Origin of the sequence: Corynebacterium felinum (genome assembly GCF_030408755.1) — a bacterium.
GTDB lineage: Bacteria > Actinomycetota > Actinomycetes > Mycobacteriales > Mycobacteriaceae > Corynebacterium > Corynebacterium felinum.
Map to the genome: position 1 here is coordinate 379,387 of NZ_CP047209.1, position 18,382 is coordinate 397,768.

Genomic DNA, 18,382 nt, shown 5'->3' on the forward strand with positions numbered 1-18,382 from the left:
TGTCGTTGCTGTGTGGTTCCCAGGGGTGGGAACTTCTGCGCGTGGTGAAAAAGTGAGCAAACTCACCAAAAGTGGCGGGGGTTTGCAGCTTGCGCGCTTAGTTTATTCATGCTTTAATAATCAGGTTGCTTTAACACGATCGCATGCTATCTGCTGCGGTGGTGGTGAAGTAAACATGACACCTTCACTTAAGGTGTTTCAAACATTCTCTACCAGAAACGGATCCATGCATTGGGTCAACGGTCGTGGTGGGAAGGTTTAAACATCTAGGAGGTTTCTTCAAGGGGAATTGAGCATAATGCCCAGTTCATCTTGAGGGCCAGGAAAGTGAAATAGGTTGCATGGCAAATAAACAGCGGCAGTATACGTTGGAGATCTTTTGAGAGCGCGCTTATCGCGAGTTTGATGAGTTCCCTTCCACCTTGACACTGAAAATATTGGGTCTTGTACCCCAGTGTGCTTGGAAACCGCGGCGAAGTTGTGAGCTTTGTAGCCTGAGCGCGTTTCCCGGCGAAGTCTAAAGACAAAAGTCAAGTGAAACTGGCGTTGTGCCCAGGTAACCAAAGAAACTTCCTGGACAACGTTATAGAGATAGATGAAGCGATTCCCACCAATCCTTAGGATGTGGGACAAGCGAGGAAGAGGATAAGCGTGGCGGGACAAAAGATCCGCATTCGGCTGAAGGCCTACGACCACGAGGCAATCGACGCGTCTGCGCGCAAGATTGTTGAGACTGTTACCCGTACGGGTGCACGTGTTGTCGGCCCAGTGCCATTGCCAACCGAAAAGAACGTATACGCCGTTATTCGTTCTCCACATAAGTACAAGGATTCTCGCGAGCACTTCGAGATGCGCACTCACAAGCGCCTGATCGACATCCTCGACCCGACGCCGAAGACGGTTGACGCTCTCATGCGTATCGACCTTCCGGCCAGCGTCGACGTGAATATTGCGTAATCGACGAAATTCTTGGCATCCGGAGAATAAATAATGAGTGAAAACGAGATCAAGGGCATTCTGGGCACCAAGCTCGGCATGACTCAGATCTTCGACGAGGATAACCGCGTTGTTCCGGTTACCGTCGTTGAAGCTGGTCCATGCGTTGTGACCCAGATTCGCACCGAAGAAACCGATGGCTACAACGCCATCCAGATCGCCTACGGCGACATCGACCCACGCAAGGTTAACAAGCCAGGCACCGGTCACTTCAACAAAGCAGGCGTCACCCCTCGTCGCCACGTAGCTGAAATCCGTATGGATGATGTTTCCGGCTACGAGCTCGGCCAGGAAGTTACCGCAGCGATCTTCGAAGGTGTTACCTTCGTTGACGTTACCGGTACCTCCAAGGGTAAGGGCTACGCTGGTGGTATGAAGCGCCACGGCTTCGCCGGCCAGGGTGCGTCCCACGGTAACCAGGCAGCTCACCGCCGTGTTGGTGGTATTGGTGCTTGCGCTACCCCAGGTCGTATCTTCAAGGGCAAGCGTATGGCTGGCCGCATGGGTTCCGACCGCGTCACCACCCAGAACCTCAAGGTTCAGAAGATTGACGCCGATGCTAACCTCATCCTGATCAAGGGTGCGATCCCGGGCAACCGTGGCGGCATCGTTACCGTTAAGACCGCAGTGAAGGGCGGTGCACACGCATGACAAATCTGAAGTTGGACGTCCACACCGCTGAGGGCACCACTAACGGCACCGTTGAGTTGCCAGCAGAGATCTTCGATCGCGAAGCATCCATTGCTCTCATGCACCAGGTTGTCAACGCTCAGCTTGCAGCTAAGCGTCAGGGCACCCACTCCACCAAGACCCGTGGTGAGGTCTCCGGCGGTGGCCGCAAGCCATTCCGCCAGAAGGGTACCGGCCGTGCTCGTCAGGGCTCGATCCGTGCTCCTCACTTCGCTGGTGGTGGCATCGCGCACGGCCCTAAGCCACGCGATTACTCTCAGCGTACCCCTAAGAAGATGATCAAGGCTGCACTCTACGGTGCACTTTCCGATCGCGCTCGTAACGCACGTATCCACGTTGTTTCTGAGCTCGTTCCTGGTCAGACTCCTAAGACCAAGTCCGCACGTGCGTTCATCGAGCGCTTGACCGACCGTCGCAACGTGTTGCTGGTTGTTGGCCGTGAGGACATCACTGCTCAGAAGAGCGCTCGCAACCTGCCAGGCGTTCACATTCTGTTCGCCGACCAGCTGAACACCTACGATGTTTTGAAGTCTGATGACATCGTGTTCTCTGTTGAGGCTCTTGACACCTTCATCACCCGCGCTACCGGTGCGGCTAAGGAGGAGAACTAATGGCTAAGATTGCCAATCCGCGCGACATCATCCTCGCCCCGGTTGTCTCTGAGAAGTCTTATGGCTTGATGGAGGAGAACACCTACGTGTTCTTCGTTGCCAAGACCGCTAACAAGACTGAAATCAAGATCGCCGTCGAGCAGATCTTCGGTGTGAAGGTCGCCTCCGTGAATACTCTTAACCGTGAGGGCAAGCGCAAGCGCACTCGCTCCGGTTTCGGTACCCGCAAGGCAACCAAGCGCGCCTACGTGACGCTTCGTGAGGGCAGCGACGCTATCGACATTTTCGGCGCTCAGGCGTAAGGAAAGGTCGAGGTAAGGAATAACTATGGCTATTCGTAAGTACAAGCCGACAACCCCGGGTCGCCGCCAGAGCTCCGTTTCCATGTTCGAGGAGATCACTCGCTCGACCCCGGAAAAGTCCCTGGTTCGCCCACTTCCAAAGAAGGGTGGCCGTAACGTTCACGGCCACATCACCGTTCGCCACAAGGGCGGCGGTCACAAGCGCCAGTACCGTCTGATCGACTTCCGTCGTAACGACAAAGACGGTATCCCAGCGAAGGTCGCTCACATCGAGTACGACCCAAACCGTACCGCTAACATCGCGCTGCTCCACTACGTGGACGGCGAGAAGCGTTACATCATCGCTCCTAAGGGCCTGAAGCAGGGCCAGATGCTTGAGTCCGGCGCTACTGCCGACATCAAGGTTGGTAACAACCTGCCTCTGCGCAACATCCCAGCTGGTACCGTGATTCACTGTGTTGAGCTCAAGCCTGGCGCTGGCGCTAAGCTTGCTCGTTCCGCTGGTGCTTCCATTCAGCTGCTGGGTAAGGCTGGCAACTACGCAGTTTTGCGTATGCCATCCTCTGAAATCCGCCGTGTGGACATCCGCTGCCGCGCGACTGTTGGTGAGGTCGGCAACGCTGACCAGATCAACATTCGTTGGGGTAAGGCTGGCCGTATGCGCTGGAAGGGCGTTCGCCCAACCGTCCGTGGTGTCGTTATGAACCCGGTCGATCACCCACACGGTGGTGGTGAAGGTAAGACCTCGGGTGGTCGTCACCCAGTGTCCCCATGGGGCAAGAAGGAAGGTCGCACCCGCAACCCTAACCGTTACAGCAACAACATGATCGTGCAGCGTCGCCGCACGAAGAACAGCAAGAAGCGCTAAGAGGAGGTAACGAAAGATGCCACGTAGCCTTAAGAAGGGCCCGTTCGTCGATGAGCACCTCCTCGCAAAGGTTGATGCTCAGAATGAGAAGGGTACCAAGCAGGTAATTAAGACCTGGTCCCGCCGCTCCACCATTCTTCCTGACTTCATTGGTCACACCTTCGCCGTCCACGACGGTCGTAAGCACGTACCAGTGTTCGTGGACGACTCTATGGTTGGCCACAAGTTGGGTGAATTTGCACCTACCAAGACCTTCAAGGGTCACATCAAGGACGATAAGAAGAAGGGACGTCGATAAGCGATGAGCGAAATCACTTCCGCACGCGCGACTGCCCGTTTCGTCCGCGTTACCCCTATGAAGGCACGCCGTGTAATCGACTTGGTTCGCGGTAAGTCCGTTGAGGAAGCATTGGCTATTTTGAAGTACGCTCCACAGGCTGCTTCTGAGCCAGTTGCCAAGGTCGTGTTGTCCGCAGCTGCTAACGCTGAGAACAACTTCGGTCTTGATCGCCGCTCTTTGGTTATCTCTGAGGCTTTTGCTGACGAGGGCCCAACGATGCGTCGTTTCCAGCCGCGCGCTCAGGGTCGCGCATTCCAGATCCGTAAGCGCACCAGCCACATCACCGTGGTTGTTGAGAGCCAGAAGGCAGGTGCATAACAGTGGGACAGAAGATTCACCCACACGGCCTCCGATTGGGCATCACTTCCGATTGGAAGTCCCACTGGTTCGCCGATAAGAACTACGCTGAGTACCTCGCTGAGGATATTAAGATCCGCGAGTTCCTCACCAAGACCCTCGACCGTGCTGGTATCGCCGATATTGTTATCGAGCGTACCCGCGACCGCGTTCGCGTCGATATCCACACTGCCCGTCCGGGTATTGTGATCGGCCGTCGCGGCTCTGAGGCTGACCGTTTGCGTCGTGAGCTGGAGAAGCTCACCGGCAAGCAGGTTGCTCTCAACATCCTTGAGGTTAAGAACATCGACTCCAACGCTCAGTTGGTTGCTCAGTCTGTTGCTGAGCAGCTGACCAACCGTGTGGCATTCCGCCGCGCGATGCGTAAGGCTATTCAGGGCGCTATGCGTCAGCCTCACGTCAAGGGCATCAAGGTTGTGTGTTCTGGTCGTCTCGGCGGTGCCGAGATGTCTCGCACCGAGCGCTACCATGAGGGTCGCGTTCCGCTGCACACTCTTCGCGCCGAGATCGATTACGGCACCTATGAAGCTCACACCACTTTCGGCCGCATTGGCGTGAAGGTGTGGATCTACAAGGGTGACGTTGTTGGTGGCCGTCGCGAGAGCGAAATTAACGCACCAGCAGAGCGCCGTGGCCGCGGTGACCGCAACGCACGTCCGCGTCGTGGTGGCCAGCGTCGTAACCGCGCTGAGCAGAAGCAGGAGGGCTAAACCTATGCTTATCCCTAAGCGCGTGAAGTTCCGCCGTCAGCACCGTCCTCACCGTGATGGTGTTTCTAAGGGCGGTAACCGCATCAATTTTGGTGATTACGCTATCCAGGCTCTGGAGCCTGCTTACATCACCAACCGTCAGATCGAGTCTGCACGTATTGCTATCAACCGCCACGTCAAGCGTGGTGGTAAGGTTTGGATCAACATCTTCCCAGACCGTCCACTGACCCAGAAGCCTCTGGGGGTTCGTATGGGTTCCGGTAAGGGCCCTGTTGAGAAGTGGATTGCAAACGTTAAGCCGGGTCGCATCCTCTTCGAGATGAGCTACCCGAACGAGGAAATGGCTCTTGAGGCTCTGCGTCGCGCAGGCCAGAAGCTTCCTTGCAAGGTTCGTATTGTTAAGAAGGAGGACCAGTTCTAATGGCTAACGGTACCCCCGCACACGAGCTTCGCGAGCTGAACGCCGAGGAGCTTGCTACCCGCCTAGCTGAGGCTAAGGAAGAGCTGTTTAACCTGCGCTTCCAGGCCGCTACCGGTCAGCTGACCAACAACCGTCGCCTGCGCACGGTCAAGCACGACATTGCCCGCATCTACACCGTTATTCGCGAGCGTGAGCTGGGCCTGTCTGTTGTTCCGGGAGCTGAGGCTTAATTATGAGTGAGGCAAACGTGAACAAGAAGGTTAAGGGTGCTCGTAAGGTCCGCACCGGCTACGTGGTTTCTGACAAGATGCAGAAGACCATCGTGGTTGAGCTTGAGGACCGCAAGCAGCACGGCCTGTACGGTAAGACCATCCGTACCAACTCCAAGGTGAAGGCTCACGACGAGAACGAGATCGCCGGTATCGGCGACTTGGTCAAGATCGAGGAGACTCGCCCATTGTCTAAGGACAAGCACTTCCGTCTCGTCGAGATCGTCGAGAAGGCTAAGTAAATAAAACGAGGGTTCGCCCCTGTTTTCCCGCCCCCAGCACTGTGCGTGTGTGGGGGCGGTTTTTTGCTTGTCGACGCCCTACCGCAGCGTCGCTGCACCATTGACGTCTTGGCGGGTACATGGCATGTGAGCACGCGGCACCAGTGTATTGCGACGTGTACTCGCGTTGCCTGCTGTAGGTGTACTTTCGTGATGCTTCTCGTGGAGTATTTTCGTGACAAATGGGCTGGTTCAGGCTTGGCAGATTGGATGGTTTAGGCTTGGCAGATGGGATGGTAGAGCCTGTTTATGCAGGTAGGGGAGGTGGAGTGAGAATGTAAAATTTTGCCTACACAAAGGTGTTCAAGTGTGGTGTTGCTCAGGTATCAGATTTCTCGTTTTGTGTTAGTCGTGGCGGGTAATTCATTAGGGATTCTGACAATGCGGAGAAATAGTAGATGCTTTGCTTCTACTATGATTACGCCGCGATCAAAGACTGGGTGTTGTTTTTTGGTTGGGGCTGAACAAGGGGGTGGCTTGGGTACTGGTGTTGTTAAAGTACTCTTTACGGACTTTTAATGAATGGAGAATTCGCATGCGGGCATGGGTGATTCGTGCAGGTCGGAACTCGGAGCGCTTTCAGTGGGCATGGGACAATGGATTTTCTGCTGGGGGTTGGGGTGCTGTGCGCACAGATGTGTCGGTTTTCGCGTCGAAAGAAGAGCTTGCTACAGCTGTTCGTGGCTTTGAGCCGGACTTAAGCGCCAACCAGATAAGCCAATCGGCGGGGCAATTGTGGAATCTTTCCCATGAGATTAAAGCAGACGATCTTGTTATTATGCCTAATAAGATCACTCGTGAGCTGGCGTTAGGGTTGGTGACTCAAGGCTATGAATACTTAGCAGCTAACGAGCCTGATTACCAGCATGTTGTGCATGTGCAATGGCATCGGCTTATCACTCGAGATGCGGCAAAACAAGACCTTTTGTATGTACTCGGTTCACTACAGACGGTATTTTCCCCCACCCGCAACGATGCTGTTTCACGTCTAAAAGCGTTGATGGATACTGGTGAAGATCCAGGCATGAACGCTAGGGCGTATACGAAACAAAAAGAAGTGCTAGGTGCTGCAGCAAACAGTGATGATGAGGCACTTGCAGACATCGAAGAAATTGCCAAAGACCAAGTAGAAAAGCAGATTTCGCAGGAGTTTGCGGGTCATGATCTTGCGTTTCTGATTGCTGAAGTACTACGTGCCGATGGATTCACAGTGGATATGGCACCTAAAGGTAAAGATGGGGGAATTGACTTACGCCTTGGCCGCGGAATCTTAGGTATCGAATCCCCGCGAATTTTAGCGCAGGTGAAAACTGGCAAACTGGAACGTCCAGTGGTCCAGCAGCTGATGGGATTGATCAATTCACGGCATGCAGATTTTGGGTTGCTTGTGACATGGGATCAGTTAACTAAAGATGCGCGAGCCGAAGCAGAAGCGCAGGGATTTCGGTTGAAAGTGTGGGAAAAGCATGACATTATTGCCAATGTTTTGCGAAACTACGCCAAACTGCCTGAGGAAATCCAACACAAACTTCCGCTGAAACAAGTATGGATTCTGCAGACTGATATCAGTTGACGCAGCGCATGCGACTGCGCACCGGTGTAAGAGGGAGCGGGTGTGCAGCCGTGTGGTAGCGGGGGAGTGCAGGGTTTCTAATATGTGAATGTGTTAAGAGCTGTGTGGGCGTTGGGATAAATGGGAGTGCCTGCGCTAGATTTTACAGGTGTAAAAAAGGGTATTTTACATGGGTAGATGCGTGTGCTTGTTGGTATTTTCGCATGTGTGAGGTGTGCCTGTGCTTGCCTGAAGGCTAGTGGGAATTTTTGCGATAAATACTGATGAGAAAGTCGTGTTTATGGCTGCTCCAGATAAAGATCCAGCCCACACTCCGAAACATTAACAATGATCCGCAGGCAGGCTGAACGATTAGTCAAACTCTAACAAAATACGATCATTATATGGAAGACATTGCGGTTTTCTCTTCAGGAGAATGCAGCGTGAAAAGAAAGTGCGGGAGTCGACAGTGCTCTTAGACATGATCGACGTGAAGAGGCAGGAAAGGCCCTGCGCGCAGCGACCAAAAAGCGTGCCTATGAATGTGTGGGGATTGATTCAAAAATACTGATTCGACTTTCAGCGAACAGGTGAAAAATTGACCTGCGGTTTTACGGGTAGCACTTGCTCTATGTCGAATTAATACTTCTCTTATCTACTGCAAAGTCCCCATGCTTTTAGCGAGAATAGTGCTGCCGATGCGGAAACGATCACAGAGTGGATGCGGTGAATGTTGCGCGATTGATTGACTTCCGTGCCCTGGTGCTTTCGTGGGTGGATCGTGGTCGAAACGTAAAGGGGTCACCCAATGTGGCAGAACATACAAGCACGAGGGGGTTTAAGATCGGTGCGATAATCATGATCCTAACCACTCTGAATACACTCCCTCCCGCGTGCGTGGCCTAGACGTTCCATCCACCACACTCTCATAACCACAGGTTGGGGCAGCAGGGGGGTATGTGGGTTGTGTTTGTGATCGGCCGAGTGGATCGAGATCCACTAGTGTCTTGACATTCAATGATGGCGTGAGGGCTATTGGGTCCTGGTTACTGGCTACTTGCCTAATGATGGGTGTTGAGAATGCTGTGGATACAAATGCTTATTGCAAGGGGGGTGGCCGGACAAGAATAGATTCTGCGCATTTCTGTGGGGCACGCTTTGAATTTCGTCAGACTAGCTGGTGGTGTGCTTTGGGTGTGATGGCCGTAGTAGGCCGGTTGTTTTGGCGGTGAAGTTTTTTGGTTGTGGCGCTGTCCTTCCTGTGGGTGAAATGGTGTTGCTTAAAGTTGAGTGTGGGGAGTGTCGGTTGCGGGGGTAGATGTTGTGTTAGGGGGTGTTGGCAAAAGGCAGGGGGTAATTTCTTTACGTTTTCATCAGTGTGGGATAAGTGGTTCTTAGGGGTTATTGAGGCATATTTTTCGAGCATGTAGCGTATTTTCTTCCCCGCTGCCTGGGGTGGTGTTTGCGCAGGGGAGGGGGTATTTTTTGGTTGGGTGATTGGTGTTGGTCGGGGGTGATTTTCACTGGGGAGTGCGGGTATTTTTCGCAATCCCTTGAAAAATGTTAGCGCTATCATGCATTCTGTTCACAGGATAGAACGTGAGCTAACCCATAAAAATTCCCCAGTGTGTTCAAAGTCGCATTACTGAATGTGGGTGCTCACGGGATTGTCAGGAATCACAGCCGCAAGCCTGCTTGGGCTTTGACTGCGCTTCCGACCGATCAAGAAAGGACGCTCACCATGACGCAGCCGGTACCCACACGCCCCGAATTGTTGCGCTTGGAGAATATTTCAAAAACCTTCCCCGGGGTGAAGGCGCTCGACGAAGTTCACCTCGACCTTCGTCATAACGAAGTGCTCGGGTTGTGCGGCGAAAACGGCGCAGGCAAATCCACGCTCATGAAGATTCTCACGGGCGTGTACACCGCTGATCCTGGCGGCGAGATCTTCATCAACGGTGCGCGAGCCACTGTCACCGGCCCCCGTAACGCCCAAGAGCAGGGAATTTCCATCATTCACCAGGAGCTCAACCTTGTTCCTGATATGACGGTTGCGCAAAATATTTACATGGGGCGTGAACCCAAGAAAGGCTTTGTGCTTAACGACTCCGCCATGGTGCGTCAAGCAACCGAACTGCTGAACCGGCTTGCCATCGATGTGAACCCTAAAGCGTATATCCGCGACCTGACCGTTGCGCGTCAGCAAATGGTCGAGATCGCTAAGGCGCTGTCCTTCGACTGCAAGATCTTGGTCATGGACGAGCCCACCGCGGCACTGACCGACAGTGAAATCGAAACGCTGATGGGGCTGATCAGAAACTTCGTCTCCCCCGAAACCGGCATGGTGTACATCTCCCACCGCATGGATGAAATTTCCGAAATCACCGACCGGATCACAGTGCTGCGCGACGGTAAATACGTTGACACCGTGGTCACAAACGACACCCCGATCCGCGATGTCATCGCCTTGATGGTGGGGCGTGAAATCGTCACCGACATCCGCCCCGAACCCAAGAACTTCGATGACGCCGAAGTAGTGCTGCGCGTCGACAAGCTCTCCACTCGCGACCTGGTCAAGGATGTCACCTTCGACCTGCGCCGCGGCGAAATCCTCGGTGTAGCCGGGCTGATGGGCGCGGGACGTACCGAACTCGCCCGCGCTATCGTTGGCGCCGACCCGAAAACCGCAGGTCAGATCTGGGTGCACGGCGCCCAGGCGAACCTGAAATCGCCTGCCGACGCCGTCAACCGCGGCATCGGATACTTAAGCGAAGACCGCAAACAATTCGGACTGTTGCTCGACATGGATGTGAAAGCAAATACCGCACTCGCCTCCCTGAGCAACAAATACTCCCAAGCCGGATTCATCAAAGAATCCGCCATCGCCGACGACGCCAAGGCGCAAGTCAAACGCCTGAATGTGAAAACCCCAAGCATCAACCAGATCATCCGCAACCTCTCCGGCGGAAACCAGCAAAAAGTGATCATCGGCAAATGGTTGGTGCGCGACTGCGACATCCTCATCGTGGACGAACCCACCCGCGGCATCGACATCGGCGCCAAAGACGAAATCTATGCCCTGCTCGATGAACTCTGCGCCCTCGGAAAATCACTGATCGTGATCTCCTCCGAACTGCCCGAAGTGCTGCGCATCTGCGACCGCATCGCCGTGATGTGCAACGGGCGCATGACCGGAATCCTCGACAACGCCGACGCCAGCCAAGAATCCATCATGGAACTGGCCACCAAATTCCGCGACAACTCACAACCGAACACAAACCCCACGAACGACGATCACCAGGAGGTGGCCTAAATGTCAAAGACCGGCACACAGCTGGCAACCCGCATGGGAGCACAACTACAACAGCTCCTCGCGCTCGCCGCGCTGGCTGCGATCTTCCTCTTCTTCTCCTTCTCCACCGACAACTTCTTCCAATGGAACAACATCACCAACATCTTGCTGTCGTCGGCAGTGATCGGAACCATGGCATTAGGTGCCACCTTCGTGATCGCCACCGCCGGCATCGACCTGTCTGTCGGCACCGGCATGACCCTCTGCGCAGTGATGACAGGCGTATTCCTCAGTGGTGACTGGCTCGGACTCCCACTGCCCGTCGGCATCCTGCTCTCCATTGCCTTCGGCGCATTCATGGGCTTTATCAACGGCATTAACGTGGCCATTTTCAAAATCCCGCCCTTCATTGCCACCCTCGCCATGATGATGGTCGCCCAAGGCCTAGCGCTGATCATCACCAAGTCCACCCCGATCTACCTCAACGGCGTGAACGGCTTCTCTGGCATCTCCCAAGGCCAACTCATCTCCGATTTCCCCAACGCCGCACTGGTATTCATCATCTGCGCTCTCTTCGCCGCAGTCGTCATGTCCAAAACCCTCCTCGGCCGCTACGCCCTGTCCATCGGCTCCAATGAAGAAGCCACCCGCATCTCCGGCGTGAACACCCGCCGCTGGCTGGTCGCCATCTACACCTTCGCCGGCATCTTCACCGCCCTTGCAGCCATCCTGCTCTCCGCGCGTTTGAACTCGGCACAGCCAGCAACCGGCATGGGCTACGAGCTCGAAGCCATCGCCGCCGTGGTCATCGGTGGAACCTCCCTCTCCGGTGGACGCGCCACCATCTTCGGCACCTTCATCGGTGCACTGCTCATGGCAGTACTAGCCAACGGATTGCAGATCATGTCCATCCCCCAGGAATGGCAGAAAGTTTCCATCGGCATCGTCATCCTGATCGCTGTGTTCGCCGATAACCTGCGCCGCAGCCGGGAAAAGAAAGTTTAAAACCATGCACCATAACCAAAAAATCAAAGATTTTCATCGCCACCGTGATAGACCTAGCCGCTAAAAAACCCACAGCAACGACACGGCTTTTAGCACGCGGTAGACAATCACAGAAGATAAAACCGCGCGGGCAAAAGCCACGCTGCACGGTGGGTACGGACGATGATCGACGGCGTCGAAAAGCTCGACACGACAATCCACGATACGTGGACACTCACACAACCCCTTTGTGCTTTTCCGCACAGAACGACAAGGAAAACCCATGAACAAGAAGCTCATCTTCACCGCACTGCTGTCAAGCACCGCACTTTTGGCCGCCTGCTCCGGTGGCGACAAAGCCGCAGAGTCCACCAGCGCAGCAGACGCAGGCGCATCCTCCGACAAGCCCTACATCGCAGTAGTCTCCAAGGGCTACCAGCACCAGTTCTGGCAGGCAGTCAAGCAGGGCGCAGAAAAGGCCGCTGACGAGCTCGGCGTCACCATCACCTACGACGGCCCAGACAACGAAACCCAGGTAGACAAGCAAATCCAGCAGCTGCAGACCGCACTGTCGAAGAAGCCAGTCGCCGTCGTCTTCGCCGCACTCGACTCCCAAGCAGCCGTACCACTTTTGGAATCCGCAGAAAAAGACAACATCCCAGTCGTCGCCTTCGACTCCGGTGTTGACTCCGACATCCCAGTAGCCACCGCCGCAACCGACAACAAGGCCGCTGCAGGCGAGGCCGCAAAGAACGTAGTCGAGCTCGTCGGCGACAGCGGCGAAGTCGGCATCATCTGCCAAGACCAGACCTCCACCACCGCCAAGGACCGCCGCGACGGCTTCAAGGAATACCTGGAGAAGAACGCACCAAACCTCAAGGTCGTTGACATCCAGTACGGTGGCGGCGACCACCAGAAGTCCGCCGACCTGACCAAGACCATGCTTCAGGCGCACTCCGGCATCAAGGCCATGTACGGCTGCAACGAAGGCTCCGCAGTGGGCATCGGCCTGGGCGTAACCGAGGCCGGCAAGAAGGGCTCCGTGACTGTGGTTGGCTTCGACTCCGGTGAAGCACAGATGAACTTCATCAAGGACGGCACCATCGCAGGCGCAGTCACCCAGGACCCCGTCGACATCGGCTACCAGGCAGTCAAGGCAGCCTACGCTGCAAGCAAGGGCGAGAAAGTAGAGAAGAACATCGCTACCAACTACGCCTGGTACGACAAGAAGAACATTGACGACGCCGACATCCAGACCATGCTCTACAAGTAAGGACTGACACATCATGGCACAACATCCAGTGATCGGCATTCGCCCCATCATCGATGGGCGCCGCCAAGGCGTACGCGAATCCCTGGAAGAAAAAACCATGTCCATGGCGCACGCCGCCAAAAAACTCATCGAATCCACCCTCACCCACACAGACGGCACCCCCGTTGAGTGCGTGATCGCAGATAGCACCATCGGACGCGCCGGGGAAGCAGCAGCCTGCGCCGAAAAATTCGCCGCACTGCCCATCGCCGGTGAACTCACCGTCACCCCCTCCTGGTGCTACGTCACCGAGGTCATGGACTTAAACCCCAACTACCCACACGCAATCTGGGGCTTCAACGGCACCGAGCGCCCTGGCGCAGTGACCCTCGCTGCCAACCTGGCCGCATACGCGCAGTTCGGTGTTCCCGCCTTCGGCATCTACGGCGAGCATGTCCAAGATGCCTCTGATGAGGACATCCCAGCTGAGGTAGCAGAGCGCATCTTGCTGTTCGCCCGCTGCGCTATCGCTGTAGGCACCATGCGCGGTCGCAATTACCTGCAAATCGGTTCTGCGTGCATGGGTATTGCAGGTTCCGTCATCGATCGCCATATGCTGCAGGATTACCTAGGCATGGGCACCGAGAGCGTGGACATGACCGAGGTTGCCCGTCGCGTGGACCGCAACGTGTTCGCCCCTCAGGAGTACGAGGTTGCGCGACAGTGGGTGCGCGAGCGCATCACCGAGGGTGAGGATAAGAACCCTGAGCATAATCGCTTAAGCGATGAGCAGCGTGAGCTGCAGTGGGATTATGTGACCAAGATGGTGCTCATTGGCCGGGATCTCATGGAAGGCAACCCACGCCTGACCGAGTTCGGTTTCGAGGAAGAAGCCGCAGGCCACAACGCTATTTGTGCTGGTTTCCAGGGGCAGCGTCAGTGGACAGATCACCTGCCTAATGGCGATTTTATGGAGACAATCCTCAATACCAGCTTCGACTGGACAGGTAAGCGTCGCCCTTATGTGATGGCTACCGAAAACGATGTGCTCAACGGCATCAGCATGCTGTTTAACTTCCTTCTGACCAACCGCGCACAGCTGTTCTCGGACGTGCGCACATACTGGTCACCTGAAGCGATCGAGCGCGTCACCGGCGTAAAACCAGAAGGTGCAGCCGCACACGGCTTCCTTGACCTGCGCAATTCCGGCCCTACCACTTTGGACGCCACCTGCGCTGCGAAGGATGAGAACGGTAACCCCACCATTAAGCCGTGGTGGGAGATGACCGATGCGGATATCGATGCCTGCCTTGAGGCCACCACGTTCCACGCGGCAACGCACGAATATTTCCGCGGCGGCGGGTTCTCCACCCACTTCACCACCCCAGGGGGCGTGCCTGTGACCATGGCGCGCATCAACCTGGTCAAGGGTGTGGGTCCTGTGCTGCAGATCGCCGAAGGTGAGACGGTGTTGCTTGACGACGCCGCCACCGCCGCCATCGTCGATCGCACCGACCCCACGTGGCCAACCACCTTCTTCGCCCCACGTCTGACCGGCGAAGGCGCGTTTGAAAGCGTGTACAAGGTGATGGATAACTGGGGTGCAAACCACGGTGCTATCGGCTACGGCCACTTCGGCCATGAGCTGATCACCTTGGCTGCGATGCTGCGTATCCCTGTGAATATGCACAATGTGGAATCTGAGCGAATCTTCAGGCCTCGCGCCTGGGGTCTGCACGGAACCCAGAATGCTGAGAGCGCAGACTTTAGGGCCTGCGCAAACTACGGACCCCTCTACGGCTGATGTGTAGTTTCCACATCGTCGTGGACCTCGGGTCTTCCTCCGGCCGCGTCCTCGTGATGGACGCGGCCGGGGGAAGCACCGATGAGGTGCACCGCTTTGCTCACACCGCGCAGGAGAAAAATGCGCAACTCGTGTGGGATATTGACACCCTCATTACTGAGGTTGTTCGTGGTCTTGGCAAGGCCAATGAGTTCATTGGCCACCAGCCGGCAACAGTGGGTATCGATACCTGGGGCGTGGATTATGCGCTGCTGGACGAGGCAGGCGATCGTATTGGTGAAGTAGTGTGCTACCGGGATGAGCGCACCACACGCACATCTGCCCAAGCCGATCAGGCCCTTGAGCAAAAGAAGCATTTTTCACTCACAGGTATTCAACCAGATCCCATCACCACTGCCCGCCAGCTTTTTGCCCAAGGCGTGGAAGATGGTTTCGATGGTGCGACTGCACTGTTGTTGCTGCCGGACTATGTGGCCTACGAACTGACTGGTGAAAAAGGCTGGTCGCAGGCAATTGTTTCCACCAGCGCGCTGGCGGCACCTGGTGCAGGCGACTGGGCGTGGGAGGTCTTTGATGCTTTGAACATCCCGCGGCATCTGGTGGGGGAGATTTCCCCTGAACGCAGCGTTGTTGGCCCCATCACCTATGAAGGTTTGAACAATTTAACAGTGGTGCGTTCGGGCAGCCACGACACGGCCTGCGCCGTGCATGGTCTGCGATTGGAGAGCACCGAGGCGTTCATTTCCTGTGGGTCGTGGTCGTTGTTCGGGTGTGTCAATAGCACGCCGGTACTCAGCGATGAAGCATTCTCCCGGGGTGTGACCAACGAGGTGTGCACCGATGGGAAGGTGCGCTTGTTACACAACCTTACCGGTTTGTGGATCATGCAGCAGTGCTGCCGCAATTTCGCTGACTCGCAGCGAGAAAGCGATATTGCCACTCTAGCGGCCAAGGCGGCGACACTGGATTCGCCTGGTGTGCTAATCGATACCACCGACCCCATTTTTACAACACCTAGCGACTACGCCTCACTCATTGCATCGAAGCTTGAAGAACACGGGTACCCAACCCCCGACAGCCCCGAAGCGATCGTGCGAGTAGTCACGGAATCTCTAGCCACCACCCACGCGCATGCACTGAAAAACCTCGAAGAGGTGACAGGGCGGACGTTTACACGCTTGCGCATGATTGGTGGCGGCGTACGTAACACCTTGTTATGCCAGCTCACAGCCGACTATTGCCAGATCCCAGTGGTGGCCGGCCCCCAAGAGGGCACCGCCTTTGGCTCGGCATTAGCCCAAATCGAAACAATCAGTGACACTCCTCAAAATTCCACTGCGTTGGAGTACAGCACTGTCACCTACCTGCCGAATACAACATAAATCTGAAGGGAATCATCATGGATGCTCTGGAAACCCAGCTGCGCCAAGAAATCTGCGACATCGGATATAAAGTGTGGATGACCGGCATGGTTGCCGCCAACGACGGCAACATTTCGGTTCGTCTGCCCAACGGTGACGTGCTGTGCACCCCCACCGGGGTGAGCAAGGGCTCGTTAACCCCAGAGAAAATCTGCAAGGTGGATCTCGACGGCAACGTGCTCGCCGCCAACGAACCCTACAAGCCTTCCTCCGAGGTGAAGGTGCACCTGCGCCTGTACAAGGAGAGTGAGAAGGTGAATGCGGTGGTGCACGCGCACCCACCCTATGGCACAGCTTTCGCTATCGCTGGTGAGCCAGTGATTAGCAAGATGATGCCGGAAAACATCATCGCTATGCCAGAAATCCCCGTAGCTCCTTATGCCACCCCTTCCACCTACGAGCTGGCGGAAATGATCGCCCCATTCACCCACACGCACTCTGCCTGCTTGATGGAAATGCACGGTGCGCTCAGCTGGGGCGATAGCCTGCTGTCGGCCTACCAAGCCATGGAGCGACTGGAATTTACCTGCAAGCTGACCTTCATCACCCGCCAAATGGGTGTGGACCGCCAGCTTCCGGAGGATGAGATTACCAAGCTGATTGGCATGCGCGCCCAGTACGGCATCTGCTAACCACCTGTGATAACCGAAAGGCGGAACAATGCTGAAAAATATTCCCCCAGTTCTATCCCCAGATTTGGTCAAGTCCATGATGGAGATGGGGCACGGCGATGAACTTGTTCTCGCCGACGCGAACTTCCCCGGCCACAGCCTTGGGGTTCCGGTGGTTCGCGCTGATGGTCTGGGTGTGCCGGAGCTTCTCAATGCTGTCTGCACCCTCATGCCGCTCGACCAATACAATGATTTTCAGTACTTTCTCATGGAAACTGTCGGCGATGATCCCACACCCACCATTTGGGCGAAGTACCGTGAGATTATTGCCCCCCACGACCCCAAAGCTGTGGGCGGGCAGGTAGAGCGGTTTGCTTTCTACGAACAGGCGAAGAAAGCATCAGTGGTTGTTATGACCGGGGAAACCGCACTGTACGGAAATATCATTGTGAAAAAAGGGGTTGTATAACCTAATGGCTGACCGGGTATTAATGGCAGATGTTGCCCAACTAGCAGGCGTGTCCCTGCAAACCGTGTCCCGCGTGGTCAACGGTTCCACATTGGTGACTGAAGCCACCAAAACAAAGGTGATGGACGCCATCAATACCCTCGGCTATCGCCCCAACCTCGCCGCCCGCAACCTCGCGGCCAGCCAAAGCAAAGCTGTCGGGGTGCTGCTGACTGGAGATGTCGATCATGGCATGTCCTCAGCTTTCCGTGCCGTTGAGCACGCCGCCCGCGAACAAGGCTACTACCTGTGCGTAGCTACCGCGGAGGATCCGAAACGCTACGAAGTAGCACTCGAACAGCTGGTCGGCCAAGCTGTCGCCGGATGTATCGTGCTTGCCCGCTCCGCCGACGTGCTCGACGCACTGGATACCTACGCGCCGAGCCTGCCTACCTGTTTGGTGTTCACCGACCACGATCCCGGTGACAATACCGCGGTGGTGGCTGTGGATCAGAAAAATGGTATCCGCAACCTCATCGATCACCTCACAGATCTCAACCGCACCCGGCTGTGCCACATCACCGGCGATATGAGCTGGGATGATGCGTTGGCGCGCCGGGAGGCGTTTGTTGATTACTGCCAAGAAATAGGTACTGATTTTCAGGTGGTCACGGGCTACGGCTGGTCGGCTCAGGCCGGGTACGATGCGGCATTAGCACTGCTTGACGACGCCGGTGCCAGCGTCGATAAGCAACGCCCCGATGCGATCGTGGCGGCGAACGATAACCTTGCCCTCGGGGTGATCCGTTGCCTGCATGAGCGGGGTTTGAGGATTCCTGAGGATATCGCGGTGACAGGTTTCGATGATTCGCCATTATCGGCGTGGACGACACCGTCGCTTACGACTGTCACTCAGGATTTTACGGCGATTGGTTCAGCCGCACTGCAAGCTCTGATGGAACTGCTTGAGGGCAAACCTGGCCCGAAGGTGATTTTGACTCCAGAGTTGGTGGTGCGGGAATCAACCGCCGGTAAAACATAGGGTAGCAATATTGCTGCCGTAATTCCTTGTTCACATGATTCGTTGAAAGGTTGTCCCTCCTTGTGCGAAGACGGGTTGTGTGAGCATTTTTTCAACACGTGTGATCTTTTGTCAGAAAGGACCTAAAAACT

General features: G+C 55.7%; 21 protein-coding genes. 20 read left to right on the forward strand and 1 reads right to left on the reverse strand.

Annotation, left to right across the window (positions count from 1 at the left end; genetic code table 11):
- The first annotated feature begins 651 nt into the window (after positions 1-651).
- The 14 genes from rpsJ (at position 652) to CFELI_RS01745 (ending at position 11,694) form a co-directional block, all read left to right on the forward strand.
- Positions 652-957, forward strand: a complete 306-nt coding sequence (gene rpsJ / locus CFELI_RS01680; RefSeq protein WP_259287562.1) for a 30S ribosomal protein S10 — start codon at positions 652-654, stop codon at positions 955-957.
- 33 nt (positions 958-990) lie between these two features.
- Positions 991-1,647, forward strand: coding sequence for a 50S ribosomal protein L3 (rplC, locus tag CFELI_RS01685; protein ID WP_277105273.1), 657 nt, complete (start codon positions 991-993; stop codon positions 1,645-1,647).
- The gene (gene rplD, locus CFELI_RS01690) at positions 1,644-2,297 is read left to right on the forward strand and encodes a 50S ribosomal protein L4 (protein WP_277105272.1); all 654 of its coding nucleotides are present in this window, start codon (positions 1,644-1,646) and stop codon (positions 2,295-2,297) included. The genes rplC and rplD overlap by 4 nt, the downstream gene beginning before the upstream one ends.
- On the forward strand, positions 2,297-2,599 hold the full coding sequence (gene rplW, locus CFELI_RS01695; protein WP_277105271.1) for a 50S ribosomal protein L23: 303 nt from the start codon (positions 2,297-2,299) through the stop codon (positions 2,597-2,599). Before rplD ends, rplW begins: the two co-directional genes overlap by 1 nt.
- 25 nt (positions 2,600-2,624) lie before the next feature.
- Positions 2,625-3,467, forward strand: a complete 843-nt coding sequence (rplB, locus tag CFELI_RS01700; RefSeq protein ID WP_277105270.1) for a 50S ribosomal protein L2 — start codon at positions 2,625-2,627, stop codon at positions 3,465-3,467.
- 16 nt (positions 3,468-3,483) lie between these two features.
- Entirely contained in the window at positions 3,484-3,765 is a 282-nt protein-coding gene (gene rpsS, locus CFELI_RS01705) for a 30S ribosomal protein S19 (protein WP_207118735.1), read from the forward strand.
- A 3-nt stretch (positions 3,766-3,768) separates the two neighbouring features.
- Positions 3,769-4,125, forward strand: a complete 357-nt coding sequence (rplV, locus tag CFELI_RS01710; RefSeq protein ID WP_277105269.1) for a 50S ribosomal protein L22 — start codon at positions 3,769-3,771, stop codon at positions 4,123-4,125.
- Between the two features lie 2 nt (positions 4,126-4,127).
- Positions 4,128-4,874 carry a 30S ribosomal protein S3 gene (gene rpsC / locus CFELI_RS01715; RefSeq protein ID WP_277105268.1) on the forward strand — a complete coding sequence of 249 codons (747 nt, stop codon included), beginning with the start codon at positions 4,128-4,130 and terminating at the stop codon, positions 4,872-4,874.
- A gap of 4 nt (positions 4,875-4,878) precedes the next feature.
- A complete protein-coding gene (gene rplP, locus CFELI_RS01720) occupies positions 4,879-5,295 on the forward strand; it encodes a 50S ribosomal protein L16 (RefSeq protein WP_277105267.1) in 417 nt (138 codons plus the stop codon).
- A complete protein-coding gene (rpmC, locus tag CFELI_RS01725; protein WP_277105266.1) occupies positions 5,295-5,525 on the forward strand; it encodes a 50S ribosomal protein L29 in 231 nt (76 codons plus the stop codon). The genes rplP and rpmC overlap by 1 nt, the downstream gene beginning before the upstream one ends.
- Before the next feature lie 2 nt (positions 5,526-5,527).
- Entirely contained in the window at positions 5,528-5,806 is a 279-nt protein-coding gene (rpsQ, locus tag CFELI_RS01730; RefSeq protein WP_277105265.1) for a 30S ribosomal protein S17, read from the forward strand.
- A 574-nt stretch (positions 5,807-6,380) separates the two neighbouring features.
- Complete coding sequence (locus tag CFELI_RS01735) at positions 6,381-7,418, forward strand: restriction endonuclease (RefSeq protein ID WP_277105264.1); 1,038 nt, start codon at positions 6,381-6,383, stop codon at positions 7,416-7,418.
- Between the two features lie 1,720 nt (positions 7,419-9,138).
- Positions 9,139-10,710 carry a sugar ABC transporter ATP-binding protein gene (locus tag CFELI_RS01740; RefSeq protein ID WP_277105263.1) on the forward strand — a complete coding sequence of 524 codons (1,572 nt, stop codon included), beginning with the start codon at positions 9,139-9,141 and terminating at the stop codon, positions 10,708-10,710.
- A complete protein-coding gene (locus CFELI_RS01745; RefSeq protein ID WP_277105262.1) occupies positions 10,711-11,694 on the forward strand; it encodes an ABC transporter permease in 984 nt (327 codons plus the stop codon).
- Positions 11,695-11,754: 60 nt separating this feature from the next.
- On the opposite strand, the gene CFELI_RS01750 is transcribed toward CFELI_RS01745, so the two are convergent.
- A complete protein-coding gene (locus CFELI_RS01750; protein ID WP_277105261.1) occupies positions 11,755-11,895 on the reverse strand; it encodes a hypothetical protein in 141 nt (46 codons plus the stop codon).
- Between the two features lie 61 nt (positions 11,896-11,956).
- Here CFELI_RS01750 and CFELI_RS01755 point away from each other — a divergent pair, with 61 nt between their 5' ends.
- From CFELI_RS01755 to CFELI_RS01780, 6 genes are read left to right on the forward strand one after another with little or no spacing between them, the layout of a single operon-like run.
- Positions 11,957-12,946 (forward strand): ABC transporter substrate-binding protein, encoded by a 990-nt coding sequence (locus CFELI_RS01755; RefSeq protein ID WP_277105260.1) that lies wholly within the window; start codon positions 11,957-11,959, stop codon positions 12,944-12,946.
- Positions 12,947-12,959: 13 nt separating this feature from the next.
- Positions 12,960-14,729, forward strand: coding sequence for an L-fucose isomerase (locus tag CFELI_RS01760; protein ID WP_277105259.1), 1,770 nt, complete (start codon positions 12,960-12,962; stop codon positions 14,727-14,729).
- Positions 14,729-16,111, forward strand: a complete 1,383-nt coding sequence (locus tag CFELI_RS01765; RefSeq protein WP_277105258.1) for a rhamnulokinase — start codon at positions 14,729-14,731, stop codon at positions 16,109-16,111. Before CFELI_RS01760 ends, CFELI_RS01765 begins: the two co-directional genes overlap by 1 nt.
- A gap of 17 nt (positions 16,112-16,128) precedes the next feature.
- The gene (locus tag CFELI_RS01770; RefSeq protein WP_277105257.1) at positions 16,129-16,782 is read left to right on the forward strand and encodes a class II aldolase/adducin family protein; all 654 of its coding nucleotides are present in this window, start codon (positions 16,129-16,131) and stop codon (positions 16,780-16,782) included.
- Positions 16,783-16,810: 28 nt separating this feature from the next.
- A complete protein-coding gene (gene fucU, locus CFELI_RS01775) occupies positions 16,811-17,230 on the forward strand; it encodes an L-fucose mutarotase (RefSeq protein WP_277105256.1) in 420 nt (139 codons plus the stop codon).
- A 4-nt stretch (positions 17,231-17,234) separates the two neighbouring features.
- Positions 17,235-18,251: a LacI family DNA-binding transcriptional regulator gene (locus CFELI_RS01780; RefSeq protein ID WP_277105255.1), complete on the forward strand. Its 1,017-nt coding sequence runs from the start codon at positions 17,235-17,237 to the stop codon at positions 18,249-18,251.
- Positions 18,252-18,382: the final 131 nt, after the last annotated feature.

What these genes read in the sequence shown, in the direction of transcription:
- rplC (WP_277105273.1), top strand. Translation starts at nt 991, where the DNA reads ATGAGTGAAAACGAGATCAAGGGCATTCTGGGCACCAAGCTCGGCATG.
- rplD (WP_277105272.1), top strand. Translation starts at nt 1,644, where the DNA reads ATGACAAATCTGAAGTTGGACGTCCACACCGCTGAGGGCACCACTAAC.
- rplW (WP_277105271.1), top strand. Translation starts at nt 2,297, where the DNA reads ATGGCTAAGATTGCCAATCCGCGCGACATCATCCTCGCCCCGGTTGTC.
- rplB (WP_277105270.1), top strand. Translation starts at nt 2,625, where the DNA reads ATGGCTATTCGTAAGTACAAGCCGACAACCCCGGGTCGCCGCCAGAGC.
- rpsS (WP_207118735.1), top strand. Translation starts at nt 3,484, where the DNA reads ATGCCACGTAGCCTTAAGAAGGGCCCGTTCGTCGATGAGCACCTCCTC.
- rplV (WP_277105269.1), top strand. Translation starts at nt 3,769, where the DNA reads ATGAGCGAAATCACTTCCGCACGCGCGACTGCCCGTTTCGTCCGCGTT.
- rplP (WP_277105267.1), top strand. Translation starts at nt 4,879, where the DNA reads ATGCTTATCCCTAAGCGCGTGAAGTTCCGCCGTCAGCACCGTCCTCAC.
- rpmC (WP_277105266.1), top strand. Translation starts at nt 5,295, where the DNA reads ATGGCTAACGGTACCCCCGCACACGAGCTTCGCGAGCTGAACGCCGAG.
- rpsQ (WP_277105265.1), top strand. Translation starts at nt 5,528, where the DNA reads ATGAGTGAGGCAAACGTGAACAAGAAGGTTAAGGGTGCTCGTAAGGTC.
- CFELI_RS01735 (WP_277105264.1), top strand. Translation starts at nt 6,381, where the DNA reads ATGCGGGCATGGGTGATTCGTGCAGGTCGGAACTCGGAGCGCTTTCAG.
- CFELI_RS01740 (WP_277105263.1), top strand. Translation starts at nt 9,139, where the DNA reads ATGACGCAGCCGGTACCCACACGCCCCGAATTGTTGCGCTTGGAGAAT.
- CFELI_RS01745 (WP_277105262.1), top strand. Translation starts at nt 10,711, where the DNA reads ATGTCAAAGACCGGCACACAGCTGGCAACCCGCATGGGAGCACAACTA.
- CFELI_RS01755 (WP_277105260.1), top strand. Translation starts at nt 11,957, where the DNA reads ATGAACAAGAAGCTCATCTTCACCGCACTGCTGTCAAGCACCGCACTT.
- CFELI_RS01760 (WP_277105259.1), top strand. Translation starts at nt 12,960, where the DNA reads ATGGCACAACATCCAGTGATCGGCATTCGCCCCATCATCGATGGGCGC.
- CFELI_RS01765 (WP_277105258.1), top strand. Translation starts at nt 14,729, where the DNA reads ATGTGTAGTTTCCACATCGTCGTGGACCTCGGGTCTTCCTCCGGCCGC.
- CFELI_RS01770 (WP_277105257.1), top strand. Translation starts at nt 16,129, where the DNA reads ATGGATGCTCTGGAAACCCAGCTGCGCCAAGAAATCTGCGACATCGGA.
- fucU (WP_277105256.1), top strand. Translation starts at nt 16,811, where the DNA reads ATGCTGAAAAATATTCCCCCAGTTCTATCCCCAGATTTGGTCAAGTCC.
- CFELI_RS01780 (WP_277105255.1), top strand. Translation starts at nt 17,235, where the DNA reads ATGGCTGACCGGGTATTAATGGCAGATGTTGCCCAACTAGCAGGCGTG.